The following is a 15572-nucleotide window of genomic DNA, read 5'->3' as shown; positions in this document are numbered from 1 at the left end:
TGAATTAATTAAATATCCAGCGGGTCCACTTCCAGCGACCATTTCACGCGCGTCTTCATGGCGCGCAATTCCGCCAGCCATTCTTTTAAAAACGCCTGCAGCGCGGGCCGCGAGGGGGATTCCAGCAGCAGCTGGGCACGGTCCACGTTGTAGACGCGCGTCATGCTCATGGGAATCGGGTCATTGATGGTCACCTGCGGGTGTTCCATGCACTCTTTCGCCGCCTGCAGGAACTCGATGGCCGTAGCCAGTTCGGGCGCCTCGGCGCGCAGCAGGGCCTGGAACAGATACGGCGGCAGCGCCGCCTGAGCCCGCTCTTCCAGCAAGGTCGTGGCGAAGTGGTCGTAATCGTGGTTGACGACGGCGTCGTACAGGGGATGGCGCGCATAGCGCGTCTGGATCAGCACCTCGGACACGCTGCCCCCTTCCGTCTGCGCGGCGCGCCCGGCCCGGCCCGCCACCTGCATCAGCTGGGCGAACAGGCGTTCGCTGGCCCGGTAATCCTGCGAAAACAGGGCCGTGTCCGGGTTCAAGATACCGACCAGGGTCAGTTTTTTGAAATCGTGGCCCTTGGCCACCATCTGCGTGCCGATCAGGATATCCACTTCGCCCCGGTGCACGGTGTCGAACGCTTCCTGCGCGCTGCCCTTCTTGCGCGTGGAATCGGCGTCGATGCGCAAGATCCGTGCCTCGGGAAACAATTGCTGCAAGCCCTCTTCCACCCGCTGCGTGCCGCGTCCCAGCGGCTGCAGATCGACGTTGCCGCAGGTGGGGCAATGGCGGGGAATGCGCAATTCCAGGCTGCAATGGTGGCAGCGCAAGCGGTGCTCGGGCTTGTGCAGCACCATGAACGAGGTGCAGCGCGTGCAATTGCTGATCCAGCCGCACGATTCGCAGCAGATCACGGGCGAATAGCCGCGCCGGTTCAAGAACAGCAGCGACTGTTCCCCGCGCTCCATGCGCAGTTTCAAGGCGGCTACCAGATGCGAAGTCAGGCCGTCTTTCGGCTTGTCGCGCTCCATGTCCAAAATCTTGACGCGCGGCAACACCGCATTCTTGACGGCCCGTTCGCGCAATTCCAGCTTGCGGTAGCGCCCCGTCTGTGCATGGTGCCAGCTTTCCAGCGACGGCGTGGCCGAACCGAGCACGATGGGGATCTGCAATTGCCAGGCGCGCCACACGGCCAGGTCGCGCGCCGAATAGCGCAAGCCTTCCTGTTGCTTGTACGACGGGTCGTGTTCCTCGTCGATGACGATCAGTTTGAGTTTCGGCAAGGACGCCAGAATGGCCAATCGCGTGCCGAGCACGATGCGCGCCTGGCCCTGGTGCGCGGCCAGCCAATGCAGCATGCGCTCGCCTTCGGACAGGCTGCTGTGCAGGGTGGCCAGCATGACGCCGGGAAAGCGCGCGCGGATATTGCCTTCCAGCTGGGGCGTGAGGTTAATTTCCGGCACCAAAATCAGGATTTGCGCATCGTCCTCGCGCGCCAGCACCTGGGCACAGGCTTGCAGATACACTTCCGTCTTGCCGCTACCCGTCACGCCGTACAGCAGGGTTGGCTTGAAACCCTGGGCGCCGCCGATGGCGTCCGCCGCTTCCTGCTGCGCCGGGTTGAGCGCCGGCATGTTCAACGGCGTGCCGTCATGCGCGTCGGCCAGCTTGCCCAGCTTCTTGATGGCGCGGTCGAGCGCCACGGTGGTCAGCACGCGCAAATTCTTCGGTAAACCCGGCAGCGCCACTTCACCGAGCGGACGCTGGTAGTAATCGGCGGCAAAGGCGGCCAGCGCCAGCCACTGTTCCGACAGGGGCGCCAGCTGGTGGCGCACGGCCAGCACGTCCTTCAGTTTCGCGGCGGGCACGTCGGTGCTGTCGGACACGCCGACGATCAGCCCCATCACTTCGCGCCGGCCGAACGGTACCAGCGCCAGCTGCCCCACTTGCGGCAGTACAACGACAGCGTCCGCACCGGCATCCACCGCCGCGTTCCAGCGGTAGTCGAACAGGGCGTTCAAGGGCGTGTCGAGCGCGATTTTCAGGATGCACGACGTCAAAATGCACTGCGACATGGAAGTAGGGCCTATCTCAATAAAAAAGCGCGCCGCAGGGGAAATAGCGCGCGGGATGTCCGGCATCAAGCCAGCGGGTCATGATACTTGTTTCACCTATCAAACGCCTAACGGCGGACAGGACAGCATGTCATCATGCCTGAAGAAAATTCTGTGGATAACTTTGTGGACAAAGCAAAATTAACTTTCAGAAAAATGTGGACAGAAAATTTCGATCGCCGTCAAGAGCGGCACGCAAGAAAAATTAACCATTTAAAATCAATGGCTTAAAAATTGATGCCCGGGAGGCTACAAATCCACAGGACATTTCCGCCGCTGTGCATAACTGAACCATTTGTAATTTATTTATACAGAAATCAGCACCACTTTGAGGCACCCGATCGGGAAAAACAGGGGCGGCCTGCGGCAAAGTTGACAATTGCCGGGCAAGCGTTCGTTTTTGCCTGCCGGGCGGCGAAACATTGTTCAATTATCATGCGCTGCAACATACACTTCACGTGAAACCTGAACATCGACGCTAAGTATCGGTTAACAAATTACTTTTCAATTTTATCCACAGAATCTGTTGATAACTTTGTGGACAATGAAGGAATAAGGCCTGCGAACGAAAGAATAACCTTATCAATAGCAACAAAGTCCGCCGAACAAGGCATTTTTTATTTCTTAATAATCAAGCACTTGCAAAGCATCCCCGGGCATGGCTTTTCCACTGCCTCTTATTTCCGCAGCAAAAAAAATTGTGCATAAGTCGGTATTTCTTGCTAGGGCGCAGCAAAGAAAAAGGCAGGCTTCCGCTGGAAAGCCTGCCTTTTCTGTCCCTGCGCGAGGGGAGGCGCCGAAATTACTGGCCGCTGCGCATGGCGCGGCTCATGCTGTGCACGGCTTCCACCATCGCTTCCACGGATTCCGGTGGCGTGAACTGGGAAATGCCATGGCCCAGGTTGAATACATGGCCCGTGCCGGCCGATGGGGCGCCGAAGGCGTTGAGCACTTTCGCCACTTCGGCGCGGATCTGCTCGGGGCTGGCGAACAGGATGGCCGGGTCGAGATTGCCCTGCAAGCCCACTTTATGGCCGACCAGCTGGCGCGCGCGCGTCAGGTTGACGGTCCAGTCCAGGCCCACGGCATCGGCGCCGATATCGGCGATCTGCTCGATCCATTGGCCACCGCCCTTGGTAAACACGATGGCGGGAATCTTGACGCCATCCTTGTCGCGTTTCAGCTGCGCTACCACTTGCTGCATGTAGGCCAGCGAGAATTCCTGGTAGGCGCCGTCAGCCAGCGCACCGCCCCAGGAGTCGAAAATCATCACGGCTTGCGCGCCGGCATCAATTTGCGCGTTCAGGTACTGCGCCACGGAGGTGGCGTTAATCGCCAGGATGTGGTGCATCAGGTCCGGACGGTTGTACAGCATCTTCTTGATGGTGTGGAACTCTTTCGAGCCGCCGCCTTCCACCATGTAGCAGGCCAGGGTCCACGGGCTGCCGGAAAAACCGATCAGCGGCACGCGGCCGTTGAGTTCCGTGCGGATCTGCGTGACGGCCTTGAAGACGTAGTCGAGCGATGCCAGGTCCGGCACTTGCAAGGCCTTCACATCCTGTTCCGTGCGCAGCGGGCGCTCGAACTTCGGGCCTTCGCCATCGGCGAAATACAGGCCCAGACCCATCGCGTCGGGCACCGTCAGGATGTCGGAAAACAAAATCGCCGCGTCTAGCGGGAAACGCTCCAGGGGCTGCAAGGTGACTTCCGTCGCGTAATCGGGATTCTTTGCCAGGCCCAGGAAGGAGCCGGCCCGCTCGCGCGTGGCGCGGTATTCGGGCAAATAGCGGCCCGCCTGGCGCATCAGCCAGACAGGGGTATGCTCGGTCGGCTGGCGCAGCAAGGCGCGCAGGAAAGTATCATTCTGGAGCGGAGCAAATTGTGGCATGGAAGGCAATCAATAGCTTGGAGAAGCGGTATTATCGCATCCAATCGCCGCCATTTCATTGATTCCAGTGCCGCTTTGCAGCATTTGCCACGCACAGCGATGACTTTCGTTGTGCCTGCCCTTCCATTATGATGATGCACGCCGCCGCGCGCCCTGACCCTGCCTGGCGGCCCTTGATCCCCTCACTACACGGAGCCCGCATGACCTCGACCGCATCTTGCACCCCTTATGGCATCTGGCCATCGCCGATCAGCGCGGCCATCGTCGCCGCCGGCGCCTCGCCGCTGACGCAGCTGGCCCTGGGCGGTGCGGATGGCAGCGACGTGTTCTGGCTGGCCGGACGCGCCAGCGAGGCGGGCCGCAACACCCTGCTGCGCCAGCGCGGCGCGCGTGTCGATGAACTGACGCCGGCGCCCTTCAATGTGCGCACCCGCGTGCATGAATACGGCGGCGGCGCGTATGCCGTTGCCGGCGATAGCGTGTATTTCTCGCATTTCGCCGACAATTGCCTGTACCGCGTGGACGGCGACGGCACCCCGGAAGCATTCACCACGGGCGGCAGCACGCGCCATGCGGATTTTGTGGTCGATGCGGACCGTTCCCGCCTGATCGCCGTACGCGAGCAGCATCCGGCGGAAAGCCACGCGCATCCGGAAAACTGCCTGGTGGCCGTCGGCTTCGACGGGCGCGAAACGATGCTGGCGCGCGGCCACGACTTTTATGCGGCGCCGCGTTTGTCGCCGGACGGCAGCCAGCTGGCCTGGATCAGCTGGGATCACCCGCGCCTGCCATGGCAAGGCACGGAACTGTGGCTGGCCGACGTGCATGCGGACGGCAGCCTCGGTTCGCCGCGCCTGATCGCCGGCGGCGCGCGCGAATCGATCTGCCAGCCGGAATGGTCGCCCAGCGGCTTGCTGCACTTCGTCTCCGACAGCAGCGGCTGGTGGAATCTGTACCGCCTGCACGGCGCCGACATCGAGGCACTGTGCCCGATGGAAGCGGAATTTGCCACGCCGCACTGGACCTTCGGCGGCAGCATGTACGGCTTTCTTTCCGACGACGAGATCGTCTGCACGTATATCCAGGCCGGCATCAGCTACCTGGCGCAATTGAACGTGGCGGCGGCCAAGCTGGAGCCGATTTCCCACCCGTACCAGGAAATCCGCGAACTGCGCGTGGGGCCCGGCTTTGTCGCACTGCTGGGCGGCAGCCCCACCATTGCGCTGGAACTGGCGCGCATCGATTTGGCTAACCATGAGCTGGAAGTGCTGGCGCAGTCGATCACGGCCCTGCCCGCGCTCGACTATCTCTCCGTGCCGCGCAGCTTGAGTTTTCCTAGCAGCAATGGCCGCACGGCCTACGCCTTCTTTTATGCGCCCACGAATGGCGATGTACAGGCGCCGGCAGGAACATTGCCGCCCGTCATCGTCATCAGCCACGGCGGTCCCACCAGCATGGCCAGCAATACCTTGAAACTGGCAACGCAGTACTGGACCAGCCGCGGTATCGGCGTGCTCGACGTCAACTATGGCGGCAGCAGCGGCTTTGGCCGCGAATACCGCGACGCGCTGCGCGGGCAATGGGGCATCGTCGACGTGGAAGACTGCATCGCCGGCGCGCGCTACCTGGCGGCCAACGGCCTGGCCGACCCGGAACGCCTGATCATCCGCGGCGGCAGCGCGGGCGGCCTGACCACCCTGTGCGCCTTGACGTTCCACGACGTCTTCAAGGCGGGCGCCAGCTACTATGGCGTGTCCGACCTGAAGGGACTGGACGACGATTCGCACAAATTCGAATCGCGCTACACCGACTACCTGATCGCCTCGCAACCGCAGGCCGAGGCGCTGTACCGCGAGCGCTCGCCCATCCACCACACGGATAAATTGTCGCGCCCGATGATCTTCTTCCAGGGCCTCGATGACAAGGTCGTGCCGCCGCAGCAGTCGCAGCTGATGGTCGACGCCTTGCAGGCGCGCGGCGTGCCCGTCGCGTACGTGCCGCTGGAAGGCGAGGGACACGGCTTCCGCAAGGCGGAAAACATCGTGCGCACCCTGGAGGCGGAACTGTATTTCTACCAGCGCGTGTTCGGCCTGCCCGTGGCGGCCGGCGAGCCGCCCGTGCAGATCGCCAACTTGCCCGCATGACCGAGCAGAATGGTGACCAGCATCTGCTGGACGAGTTCGCCGCACTGGAGCAGCATGAACAGATGATCCTGGCCTTGCTGGCGATCACGGGCGAACCGGTGGGCAAGCATGCCGTGTATGAACACTTGCAGCGCGCCAATGTCGTCGAGCCGGACGGCACGCCGTTTTCCCTGCTGGTGGTAACCAACATGCTGCAGCGGCTGACGCGCCTGGCGCTGGCGTCCGAGATCGTCGGGCGGGGCTTTGCCTGCGAAGCGAGGCTGCGCTGGCCCGCCATGCGCGCCGCCATCGAGCACCTGGTGTTTCGCGACCTGTGCCAGGCCATCGAGCTGATCAACCCCGTGCGCCGCAACTGGGATGGCTATGTGGAATTGCGCAGCTACCGGCAAGGCGTGGCGCGCCTGCGCATCGCCCTGCTGCGCAATGACGAGGTGCGCCACGTGGCCGCCATCCTGGCCGCCTGCATGGCGTGCTATGAAGCGCAGCAGTTGCATCCGCTGATCGAAATTTTCGGCCGGCCGTTCGAACCGGAAATGTTGTCTTTCGTCATGCCGCAACTGCAGGATGACATCCTCGCCGTGCTGCTGGGCAACGCCCCGCGCGAGCCGGCCACGGCGCACGCCATCCGCGCCTACGCGCGCGCGCATCATGCGCGCCAGGCGGCCGCCGGCGACCATATCGGCGCCGCCCTGCCATTGGCCCTGGCCGAAGACGCCCTGCTGTGCGGCGAACTCGACGCGGCCGCGCGCTACCTGGCAGGCCAGCAGGGGCCGCAGGCGCTGTTTGTCGACAGCAGCATCGCCCTGTTGCGCGGCGAGCACGCGCACGCCGTGGCGGGCTTCGAGACAGCCTTGAAAGGACTGCGCAAGGAGGCAGGCAAGCGCAAGCTGTGCTTCACGGGCATCGGCGGCCACCTGTACGTGCTGGCCTTGCTGCGCGGTAACGACGCCAAGCTGCTGAAGAGCGCGGAAACCTACCTCGATATCGCCCTGCATGCGCAGCCGAACCACGACAGCATCGTCTACCAGCAACTGAACACCTTGCGCCTGGTGCGCGGCGGCGTGCAGCTGGCGGAAAGCATCCCCACGCGCAGCTGGGAAACGGGACTGCAGGCGCAGCTGTTCCAGGGCTTGCTGTACTACTGGCTGGCGCTACCGCAATTGAGCGAGCGCAAGGACCAGCTGCGGTCGCTGGTGCAGCAGGCGGACGCGGCCGGCTACGATCTGATCGCGGCGCAGGCGGCCGGCTTGCTGGGCTTGATGGGCGAGGCGCAGCAGGAGCGCTATGCGACGGCCAAGCGGGCGCAACACGGCTTGACGGACATGGCGCCGTGGTTTGAGCGCCAGGAAGCGTGGCAGCGCCAGCTGAGCGCGCTGATCAACCTGCAGCAAAATGCGCCCGCCGAAGCGCTGGGTGGCGTGTCGCGCCTCGTGTGGCTGGTGGCATTCGACCCGCGCTTCGGCCTCACTGCCGTGGAAGTGCGCGAGCAGAAGCGCGACGCGCGCGGCGGCTGGAGCAAGGGCCGCGCCATGGGTCTGAAACGCCTGGCCGAAGAGGCCGGCGACATCGATTTTCTCACGCCGCAAGACGCGCGCGCGGCCGGCAGCATCGCGCCGTTCAAGCAATACTATTCGTCAGCGCCCCGCTATGAAATCGAGCTCGACAAGGCCGCCGTCTTGCTGGTGGGCCATCCGCTCGTGTTCTGGCTCGACCATCCCGACACGCGCGTGGAACTGATCGCCGGCGCGCCCGAGCTCCTGATCAAGTCGCACGAAGGGCAGCTATGGCTAGGCATGCAACCGCCGCTGCCCGACAACGGCAGCAATGTGGTGGTGCAGCGCGAAACGCCGACGCGCCTGCGCGTGGTGCACATCCTCGACGAGCACCGGCGCATCGGCGCCATCGTGGGCCTGGGCCTGTCCGTGCCCCTGCATGCGGAAAAACAGGTGATGCAGGCGATCGGCGCCATCTCGTCCATGGTCACCGTGCAATCGGACATCGGCGGCGGCGCCGGCGACGCGGAAGCCATCACGGCCGACCACCGCCTGCACGTGCACCTGCTGCCCTATCAGCAGGGCCTCAAGATGCAGATTTTAGTGCGTCCGCTGCTCGACAACGGCGCCTATTACGCCCCCGGCAGCGGCGCCGAAAGCGTGTTTGCCGACGTGGCGGGCCGGGCAGTGCAGGCGCGGCGCGACCTGAATGCGGAACGCGAGGCGCAGCGCCAGCTCATCGGCAAGTGTCTGGTGCTGGAAGACGCGGAAGAAGAGCATGGCGAGTGGCTGCTGGGCCAGCCTGCCCTGGGTCTGCAATTGCTGGTCGAACTGCAAGCGCTGGACTCCGCCAGCATCGTGCTGGCCTGGCCCGAAGGCGAAACCATGCGCGTGTCGAAACGCATCGACAGCGGCCAGATGCGCCTGAATATCAAGAGCGAAAAAGACTGGTTTGCCGCCAGCGGCGAAGTGCAGATCGACGAAGACAAGGTAATGGATTTGCGCGCCCTGCTCGACTTGATGCAGAACAACAAAAGCCGCTTCGTGGCCCTGGGCGACAACCAGTTCCTGGCTCTGAGCGACGAACTGCACCGCCGCCTGTCCGAGCTGGCCGCGTATGGCGAAGCGCATGCCGACGGCGTGCACATCCACCCGCTGGCCGCCTTCGCGCTGGAAGAGCTGGCCAACGATGCGGGCGGCGTGAAGGCTGACAAACTGTGGCGCGAACATTTGCTGCGCCTGCGCGCCCTCGACGACTATCAACCGCAGTTGCCCAGCACCTTGCAGGCGGACTTGCGCGATTACCAGCTGGCCGGTTTTAACTGGCTGGCGCGGCTGGCGCACTGGGGCGTGGGCGCCTGCCTGGCCGACGATATGGGACTCGGCAAGACATTGCAGGCGCTGGCCCTGATCCTGGCGCGCGCGCCGAACGGCCCCACCCTCGTCGTCGCCCCCACGTCCGTGTGCATGAACTGGATCAGCGAAGCGCAGCGCTTCGCGCCCACCTTGAACATCAAACTGTTCGGCAACGGCGACCGCGCCGACATGCTCGATACCTTGCAGCCCTTCGACGTGGTGGTGGCCAGCTATGGCTTGCTGCAGCAGGAAGCCACTATGTTTGCCGGCGTGCGCTGGCATACGATCGTGCTGGACGAAGCGCAAGCCATCAAGAATGGCGCCACCAAGCGCTCGCAAGCCGTGATGGCCTTGCAAGGGGATTTCCGCATGGTGGCCAGCGGCACGCCGCTGGAAAACCACCTGGGTGAATTGTGGAACCTGTTCCGCTTCATCAACCCCGGTTTGCTGGGCACCCTCGACCAGTTTAATTTGCGCTTCGCCGGACCCATTGAGAAAGATCAGGACAAGCGGGCGGCGGCCGGCGCGCGGCTGCGGCTGCGCCGCTTGATCGCGCCATTCATCCTGCGCCGCACGAAGACGCAAGTGCTGTCGGAATTGCCATCGCGCACGGAAATCGTGCTGGAAGTGGAATTGTCGCCGCAGGAAACGGCGCTGTACGAATCGTTGCGCCGCGAAGCGCTGGAAAAGCTGGCCATGGTGGAAGGGCCGGCATCGAAGAAAGCCATCCAGATCCTGGCGGAAATCATGAAGCTGCGTCGCGCCTGCTGCAATCCGCAACTGGTGGCGCCCGAGCTGGGCCTGGCCAGCAGCAAGCTGGCGGCGTTCGCCCAATTGCTGTCGGGCTTGCTGGAAAACCGCCACAAGGTGCTCGTCTTCAGCCAGTTCGTCGACCATTTGACCCTGATCCGCCAGCACCTGGAGCAGCATGGCGTGCGCTACCAGTATCTCGATGGCAGCACGCCCATGCAGGAGCGAAAGCGCCGCGTGGACGCCTTCCAGGCGGGCGAGGGCGACGTTTTCCTCATCAGCCTGAAGGCGGGCGGCATGGGCATCAATTTGACGGCGGCCGATTACGTGATCCACATGGACCCGTGGTGGAACCCGGCCGTGGAAGACCAGGCCTCGGACCGCGCCCACCGCATGGGGCAATTGCGCCCCGTCACCATTTACCGCCTGGTGGCGAAACACACGATCGAGGAAGGCATCGTCGAATTGCACCAGCACAAGCGCGACCTGGCCGACAGCTTGCTGGAAGGCAGCGATGCGGCCGCGCGCATGTCGGCCAATGACATGCTGGGCATGCTGCAGGAGGGCTTGAAGCAATGAGATTGAAAAAATGAGCGGCGCCACCGCGTTCCATGCGATGATCGTTTTTCCCTGTTGCCCTCCCATGCCATGACCGACTATATCGCCACCAGCGCCGGCCAGCGCGCCACCTTTTTATGCGGCAAATCCTGGACCGCCTACGTCAGCACCTTCCTGATTGCCGTGCTGCTATTCTTTGCCGCCCTGCCGCTGGCCTTCAAGTACAACGCGCGCGCCGCCTTCGTGGTGCTGATCGGCTCGGCCCTGATCGTCGGCTACCGTCTGCTGACCATCCGCAGCTACCAGCTGTACTACGACGAGGCGGGCGTCTGGCTGGCATCTGGCATCTTGCCTTGGAAAAAGAAACTCGCGGGCGTGAAATGGCGCGACATGGATGAAGCCGTCTATGAAACGAACTTCTGGAGTTGGCTGTTCCAGTCCTATACGGTAAGAGTCAGCCAGCGCTACACGCAGGAAACGGAAATCCACGCCACCGGCATGGCGCGCGGCAAGGATGCCGTGGCGGCCCTGAATGCGCGCCATCAGGAGATGCTGCGCGGCAGCGCTATCGTCGTCTAGCGCCGCGCGCGCCCGGCGCAAAAAACTGCGCAGCGGCGGCAATTAATGCTAATCTTTGGGCCGCCCAGGCAAGCAAGGCCAACCTTTCAATAGTTGTTTGTTACTTATATTATCAGTTTATTATTTTCTGATGAGAACAAACGGCAAAATATTCAAGAGATAAACTATGCTGATAAAAAATAAAGTTGCGCTCGCCGCATTGATGATGGCCTTTACCCTGGCACCGGCCAGCGCCGCCAAGAAGCCGCAGAAGCAAGGCAAGGCCAGCACCAGCAGCAGCAAGAAAAAAACCGTCGCCAAGAAAGCGGCCGTCGTCAGCGCCGCCACGGCAGCCACGGTAGCGGCCGTCGCCAGCGAGAACAGCAGCGACCGTTCCATGAATAACCTGAGCGGCCAGTTCCTCACGGCCCTGTGGCGCCTGGACCCGGAAAGCGCGATTTCCGTCGGCAAGTACGATGGCGCCGCCAACCTGAGCATTCCCGACGCGGCCAGCCGCCAGAAGCAACTGGCCTTCATCGAAGAATGGCTGGGCAAGTTCGGCAAGCTGAATGCCGGCAAAATGTCGGACAAGCAACGTACCGACCTGGCCTTGCTGACGAATAAACTGCAAGCGGATCGCTGGTACCTGACCACCTTCCGCGAATTCGAATGGAATCCCGCCCAGTACAACGTGGCCGGCTCCATCGACTTTATCCTGAACACGGAATACGCGGCCCAGCCGCAGCGCCTGCGCACCTTGCTCAAGCGCATCGCCAGCGTGCCGCAATACTATGCGGCCGCGCGCGCCAGCATCGTCAATCCCACGCGCGAACACACGCAGCTGGCCATCGCCCAGAGCGCCGGCGTGCTCAGCGTACTTGATGACCTGAACAAGACGGCACAGGGCTCCATCCTGACGCCGGCGGAAAAACAGCTGTACAACGCGCGCATCGCCGCGGCCCGCACGGCCGTGCAAGGCTACGCGGCCTGGCTGACGGAACAGGATGCCGCGCTGGCGCAGAACGGCAACGCGCGCTCCTTCCGCATCGGCAAGGAGCTATATGAACAGAAATTCGCCTACGATATCCAGGCCAGCGTGAGCGCCGAGCAGATGTACCAGAAAGCCCTGGCCGCGCGCGAAAAGCTGCTCGAGCACATGGATAGCCTGTCCGACGAGCTGTGGGTGAAAACCATGGGCAATACGGCCAAGCCGGCGGACCGCACGGCAAAGATCGGCATGGTGATCGACAAGCTGTCCAGCAACCACGTGGCGGCCGCCGATTTCGTGCCGGAAATCCGCCGCCAGATCCCGCAATTGCAGGAATGGGTAACCAGCCACAACCTGCTGACGATGGATCCGAAAAAGCCTCTGGTCGTGCGTGAAACCCCGGCCTACCAGCGCGGCGTGGCTGGCGCCAGCATCGAGGCGCCCGGCCCGTACCGTCCGCAAGACCGCACCTATTACAACGTGACGCCGCTCGATGGCGAAACGCCGGAGCAGGCGGAAAGCAGCTTACGCGAATACAACCACTGGATCTTGCAGATCCTGAATATCCACGAAGCCATTCCCGGCCACTACACGCAGCTCGTGTACGCCAACAAGTCGCCGTCTCTGGTCAAGTCCATCTTCGGCAACGGCGCCATGATCGAAGGCTGGGCCGTGTATGGCGAACGCATGATGCTCGAATCGGGCTATGGCAATAACGCGCCGGAAATGTGGCTGATGTATTCGAAGTGGAACTTGCGCAGCGTCACCAATACCATCCTCGACTACAGCGTGCACGTGCTGGGCATGACGGAAGCGCAAGCGCTCGACCTGCTGACGCGCCAGGCCTTCCAGACCAAGCGTGAAGCGACAGAGAAATGGCGCCGCGTGCAGCTGAGCTCGGTACAACTGACCAGCTATTTCAGCGGCTACAGCGAAATCATGGACTTGCGCGAACAGCGCAAGCAAGCGCTGGGCAACAAATTCGTACTGAAGGATTTCCATGAGCAATTCCTCAGCTACGGCAGCGCGCCTGTGAAAGTCATCAAGGAACTGATGAATTAACGCGCACGCAGCATGACCTTCCAAAGGGCGCTGCGGCGCCCTTTTTGCATGGGTTTGCGCTATCGCAAACCACTGGCGCGCCTGTCCATTAAGCTCATGGGAAGGCAGGCGCCACCGCACTCCTCACTGGCAATTGCCGATTTTCCTGCTAGGCTGGATACAGGAGCGTCCATGCATATGCCCATCCAGTTCGACACCCTCGATTACGCCAAACGCCTCGCCTCGGCCGGCGTGCCCACGCAGCAGGCGGAAGCGCATGCGACGGCGCTGGGCGAAGTGCTGGGTTCGGCCGTGGTCGTGCATGGCGAGCTGGCGGCGCTGGAGCGCAATCTGCTGGGGGAAATCAAGCTGGTGGCGCAAAAGGTCGATACCAGAGTGGATGCGCTGGAACTGAAATTCGATACCAGAATAGATACACTGGAGCAAAAATTCGACGCCCGCCTGGAACGCCTGGACTTGCGCCATGGCGCCGACATGAAACACGTGTACTGGATGATGAGCACCCTGATCCTGCTTAACCTGGGCATCCTCAGCAAACTGATGCTGCAGTAAGCACCCACCAACTTTCTTGGCGATAAAAAAGCCGCAGCTCCCGAGGGAGGCCAGCGGCTCGTATCGGCACGCGTTGCGGGCCGTCTAGGACGCTTCTTCCGGCGCCTGGGTTGCCTTGACGAAGATGGGCGCCACCAGCAAGCCCAGCTCGAACAGCAGGCACATCGGGATGGCCAGCGAGAACTGGCTGACGACGTCCGGCGGCGTGACGATGGCGGCAATCACGAAGGCGCCAACGATGATGTAGGGACGCACTTCCTTGAGTTTCGCGATGGACACAAGCCCCATGCGCACGAGGATCACCACCACCACGGGCACTTCGAAGGTGGCGCCAAAGGCCAGGCACATCGACATGACGAAATCGAGATAGTTTTCGATATCGGGAGTCACCGCGATCGACGATGGCGAAAAGTCGCTGATGAAGTGAAAGACGCGGCCAAACACGAAGAAATAGCAAAAGGCCACGCCAGCGATGAACAGCAGCGACGACGAGATGACCAGCGGCGCGATCAGGCGCTTTTCATGCGTGTACAGACCGGGGGCGATGAAGGCCCACATCTGGTACAGCACCCAGGGCAAGGCGACGATGAAGGCGATCACCAGCGTCACTTTCATCGGCACGAGGAACGGCGAAATGACGCCGGTGGCAATCATTTTCGAGCCGGCCGGCAGCGAGGCGATCATCGGCTCCGCAATAAAATCGTAGATTTGCGAGGGGCCGGGCCAGTAGAACAGCACGGCGCAGACGACGGCGATACCGATCGAGGCCTTGACCAGGCGGTTGCGCAGCTCGACCAGATGCGAGATAAAAGTTTCTTCCACCGGAGATTTGCTACTCATGAGTAAAAGGAGGAGGAACTGGCGCGCGGACGGAAGCGCGCCACGCGGGCGGCCGCCGACTGCACGTGCAGCTTGCCGCCATGGCGCTGCTTGTACCAGCCAGGGATGGCGGAATTGCGCACCAGCTTCTTGCGGCGGAATTCGCGCGCCTTGCGGGCCAGGTCATCGTTGGTGGCGCGCAGCATGGCTTCATGGGCATCGTGATGCCCCTCATACGAGCTGGAATCGCCGCGCCAGGCGTTTTCCACCTCGGCCAGGTTGCCGGAGATCGAGTTTTCCACGCCATGCATGGATTTCTCCACGCTTTGCTTGACGGAATGGGCTGCATCCTGCACTTCCTTCTGCAGGTTTTTCAGCTCTTCCATCTCAATTTCGCGCGACACTTCGGATTTCACCTGGTTCAGATAGCGTTGCGCGCGGCCATACAGGGTGCCGGCCATGCGCGCCACTCTCGGCAACTTTTCAGGGCCGATGACTATCAACGCAACCACGCCGATGATGGCGATTTTAGAGAGACCGAGATCGATCATAAGCGGACAAGGGCTGTTACCGGACGAGGCAAGCGCCCCGCCACGCTATCAGAACTTGCTTTTCTCTTTCGTCTCGACGTCGATGGTGCTTTTGTCGGCCACTTGCGATGGCGCAGCAGGAGGGGTATTGGCTGCCGGAGCGTCATCTTCGCCCTTGACGCCATCCTTGAAGCCTTTGACGGCCTTGCCGATATCACCGCCGATATTGCCCAGTTTCTTGGTGCCGAAGACCAGCATCACAATGACCAGAACGATCACCCAGTGCCAAATACTCAATGAACCCATCACATTCTCCTTGCGGGACGGTGCCCGAATAGCGTCAACCAATGCCGGTAGTATACACGTGAACCCGGCGCACGGCGAAATCAGTGCTGGCCGCGCCAGGGACGGGGGCCACCGTACACGTGCATGTGCAGGTGATACACCTCTTGCCCGCCGTTCGGGCCGCTGTTGATCATGGTCTTGAAGCCGCCGGCAGGCGTGCCATCGGCGTCATAGCTGACGGCGCAGCCGAACTCGGCAGCGAGTTTCGGCGCCAGGCGCAGCAGCTTGCCCAGCATTTCCGTGTGGCTATCGTCACAATCGGACAGGCTGGCCACGTGGCGCTTCGGGATCAACAGCAGATGCACGGGGGCGGCCGGGTTGATGTCCTTGAAGGCCAGCAAGTCCTCGTCTTCATACACGATGGTCGAGGGAATTTGTTTTGCAGCAATTTTGCAAAAAATGCAGTTATCCACGCACGCTCCAA

Annotated in this window: 12 protein-coding genes; 6 read left to right on the top strand and 6 right to left on the bottom strand. The window is 62.2% G+C overall.

Annotation, left to right across the window (positions count from 1 at the left end):
- Window positions 1–8 precede the first annotated feature (8 nt).
- Window positions 9–2066 (bottom strand): primosomal protein N', encoded by a 2058-nt coding sequence (locus IGS58_RS28460; RefSeq protein WP_230523269.1) that lies wholly within the window; start codon window positions 2064–2066, stop codon window positions 9–11.
- Between the two features lie 135 nt (window positions 2067–2201).
- Between IGS58_RS28460 and IGS58_RS29115 the strand changes: the two genes are divergently transcribed.
- Window positions 2202–2336: a hypothetical protein gene (locus tag IGS58_RS29115; protein WP_256607843.1), complete on the top strand. Its 135-nt coding sequence runs from the start codon at window positions 2202–2204 to the stop codon at window positions 2334–2336.
- A 571-nt stretch (window positions 2337–2907) separates the two neighbouring features.
- Here the strand turns inward: IGS58_RS29115 and hemE are convergent.
- Window positions 2908–3993, bottom strand: coding sequence for a uroporphyrinogen decarboxylase (hemE, locus tag IGS58_RS28455; protein WP_034780918.1), 1086 nt, complete (start codon window positions 3991–3993; stop codon window positions 2908–2910).
- A gap of 200 nt (window positions 3994–4193) precedes the next feature.
- On the opposite strand from hemE, the gene IGS58_RS28450 reads away from it, so the two are divergent.
- The 5 genes from IGS58_RS28450 to IGS58_RS28430 all read left to right on the top strand — a co-directional run bounded on the left by IGS58_RS28450 (window position 4194) and on the right by IGS58_RS28430 (window position 13454).
- Window positions 4194–6137, top strand: coding sequence for a dipeptidyl-peptidase 5 (locus tag IGS58_RS28450; protein ID WP_230523268.1), 1944 nt, complete (start codon window positions 4194–4196; stop codon window positions 6135–6137).
- Window positions 6134–10315: a DEAD/DEAH box helicase gene (locus IGS58_RS28445; RefSeq protein ID WP_230523267.1), complete on the top strand. Its 4182-nt coding sequence runs from the start codon at window positions 6134–6136 to the stop codon at window positions 10313–10315. The genes IGS58_RS28450 and IGS58_RS28445 overlap by 4 nt, the downstream gene beginning before the upstream one ends.
- A 69-nt stretch (window positions 10316–10384) precedes the next feature.
- Complete coding sequence (locus tag IGS58_RS28440; RefSeq protein WP_099395782.1) at window positions 10385–10873, top strand: hypothetical protein; 489 nt, start codon at window positions 10385–10387, stop codon at window positions 10871–10873.
- 169 nt (window positions 10874–11042) lie between these two features.
- Window positions 11043–12902 (top strand): DUF885 domain-containing protein, encoded by a 1860-nt coding sequence (locus IGS58_RS28435; RefSeq protein ID WP_070257819.1) that lies wholly within the window; start codon window positions 11043–11045, stop codon window positions 12900–12902.
- A gap of 171 nt (window positions 12903–13073) precedes the next feature.
- Window positions 13074–13454, top strand: coding sequence for a hypothetical protein (locus IGS58_RS28430; protein ID WP_230523266.1), 381 nt, complete (start codon window positions 13074–13076; stop codon window positions 13452–13454).
- A gap of 84 nt (window positions 13455–13538) precedes the next feature.
- Here the strand turns inward: IGS58_RS28430 and tatC are convergent, their stop codons facing one another.
- The 4 genes from tatC to IGS58_RS28410 form a co-directional block, all read right to left on the bottom strand.
- Window positions 13539–14294 (bottom strand): twin-arginine translocase subunit TatC, encoded by a 756-nt coding sequence (gene tatC / locus IGS58_RS28425; protein ID WP_034780926.1) that lies wholly within the window; start codon window positions 14292–14294, stop codon window positions 13539–13541.
- Entirely contained in the window at window positions 14291–14824 is a 534-nt protein-coding gene (gene tatB / locus IGS58_RS28420; protein WP_034780928.1) for a Sec-independent protein translocase protein TatB, read from the bottom strand. Before tatB ends, tatC begins: the two co-directional genes overlap by 4 nt.
- 48 nt (window positions 14825–14872) lie before the next feature.
- Complete coding sequence (tatA, locus tag IGS58_RS28415) at window positions 14873–15109, bottom strand: Sec-independent protein translocase subunit TatA (protein WP_034780931.1); 237 nt, start codon at window positions 15107–15109, stop codon at window positions 14873–14875.
- 80 nt (window positions 15110–15189) lie between these two features.
- A complete protein-coding gene (locus tag IGS58_RS28410; RefSeq protein WP_070257794.1) occupies window positions 15190–15561 on the bottom strand; it encodes a histidine triad nucleotide-binding protein in 372 nt (123 codons plus the stop codon).
- Window positions 15562–15572: the final 11 nt, after the last annotated feature.

This window comes from Janthinobacterium sp. EB271-G4-7A (genome assembly GCF_020858075.1).
In the GTDB taxonomy this organism is placed as follows: Bacteria; Pseudomonadota; Gammaproteobacteria; order Burkholderiales; family Burkholderiaceae_D; genus Janthinobacterium; species Janthinobacterium lividum.
Note: the sequence above shows the minus strand (reverse complement) of the source record. Positions and strands in the feature narration are given on the sequence as shown.

What these genes read in the sequence shown, in the direction of transcription:
- IGS58_RS28460 (WP_230523269.1), bottom strand. Translation starts at nt 2,066, where the DNA reads ATGTCGCAGTGCATTTTGACGTCGTGCATCCTGAAAATCGCGCTCGAC.
- IGS58_RS29115 (WP_256607843.1), top strand. Translation starts at nt 2,202, where the DNA reads ATGCCTGAAGAAAATTCTGTGGATAACTTTGTGGACAAAGCAAAATTA.
- hemE (WP_034780918.1), bottom strand. Translation starts at nt 3,993, where the DNA reads ATGCCACAATTTGCTCCGCTCCAGAATGATACTTTCCTGCGCGCCTTG.
- IGS58_RS28450 (WP_230523268.1), top strand. Translation starts at nt 4,194, where the DNA reads ATGACCTCGACCGCATCTTGCACCCCTTATGGCATCTGGCCATCGCCG.
- IGS58_RS28445 (WP_230523267.1), top strand. Translation starts at nt 6,134, where the DNA reads ATGACCGAGCAGAATGGTGACCAGCATCTGCTGGACGAGTTCGCCGCA.
- IGS58_RS28440 (WP_099395782.1), top strand. Translation starts at nt 10,385, where the DNA reads ATGACCGACTATATCGCCACCAGCGCCGGCCAGCGCGCCACCTTTTTA.
- IGS58_RS28430 (WP_230523266.1), top strand. Translation starts at nt 13,074, where the DNA reads ATGCATATGCCCATCCAGTTCGACACCCTCGATTACGCCAAACGCCTC.
- tatC (WP_034780926.1), bottom strand. Translation starts at nt 14,294, where the DNA reads ATGAGTAGCAAATCTCCGGTGGAAGAAACTTTTATCTCGCATCTGGTC.
- tatB (WP_034780928.1), bottom strand. Translation starts at nt 14,824, where the DNA reads ATGATCGATCTCGGTCTCTCTAAAATCGCCATCATCGGCGTGGTTGCG.
- tatA (WP_034780931.1), bottom strand. Translation starts at nt 15,109, where the DNA reads ATGGGTTCATTGAGTATTTGGCACTGGGTGATCGTTCTGGTCATTGTG.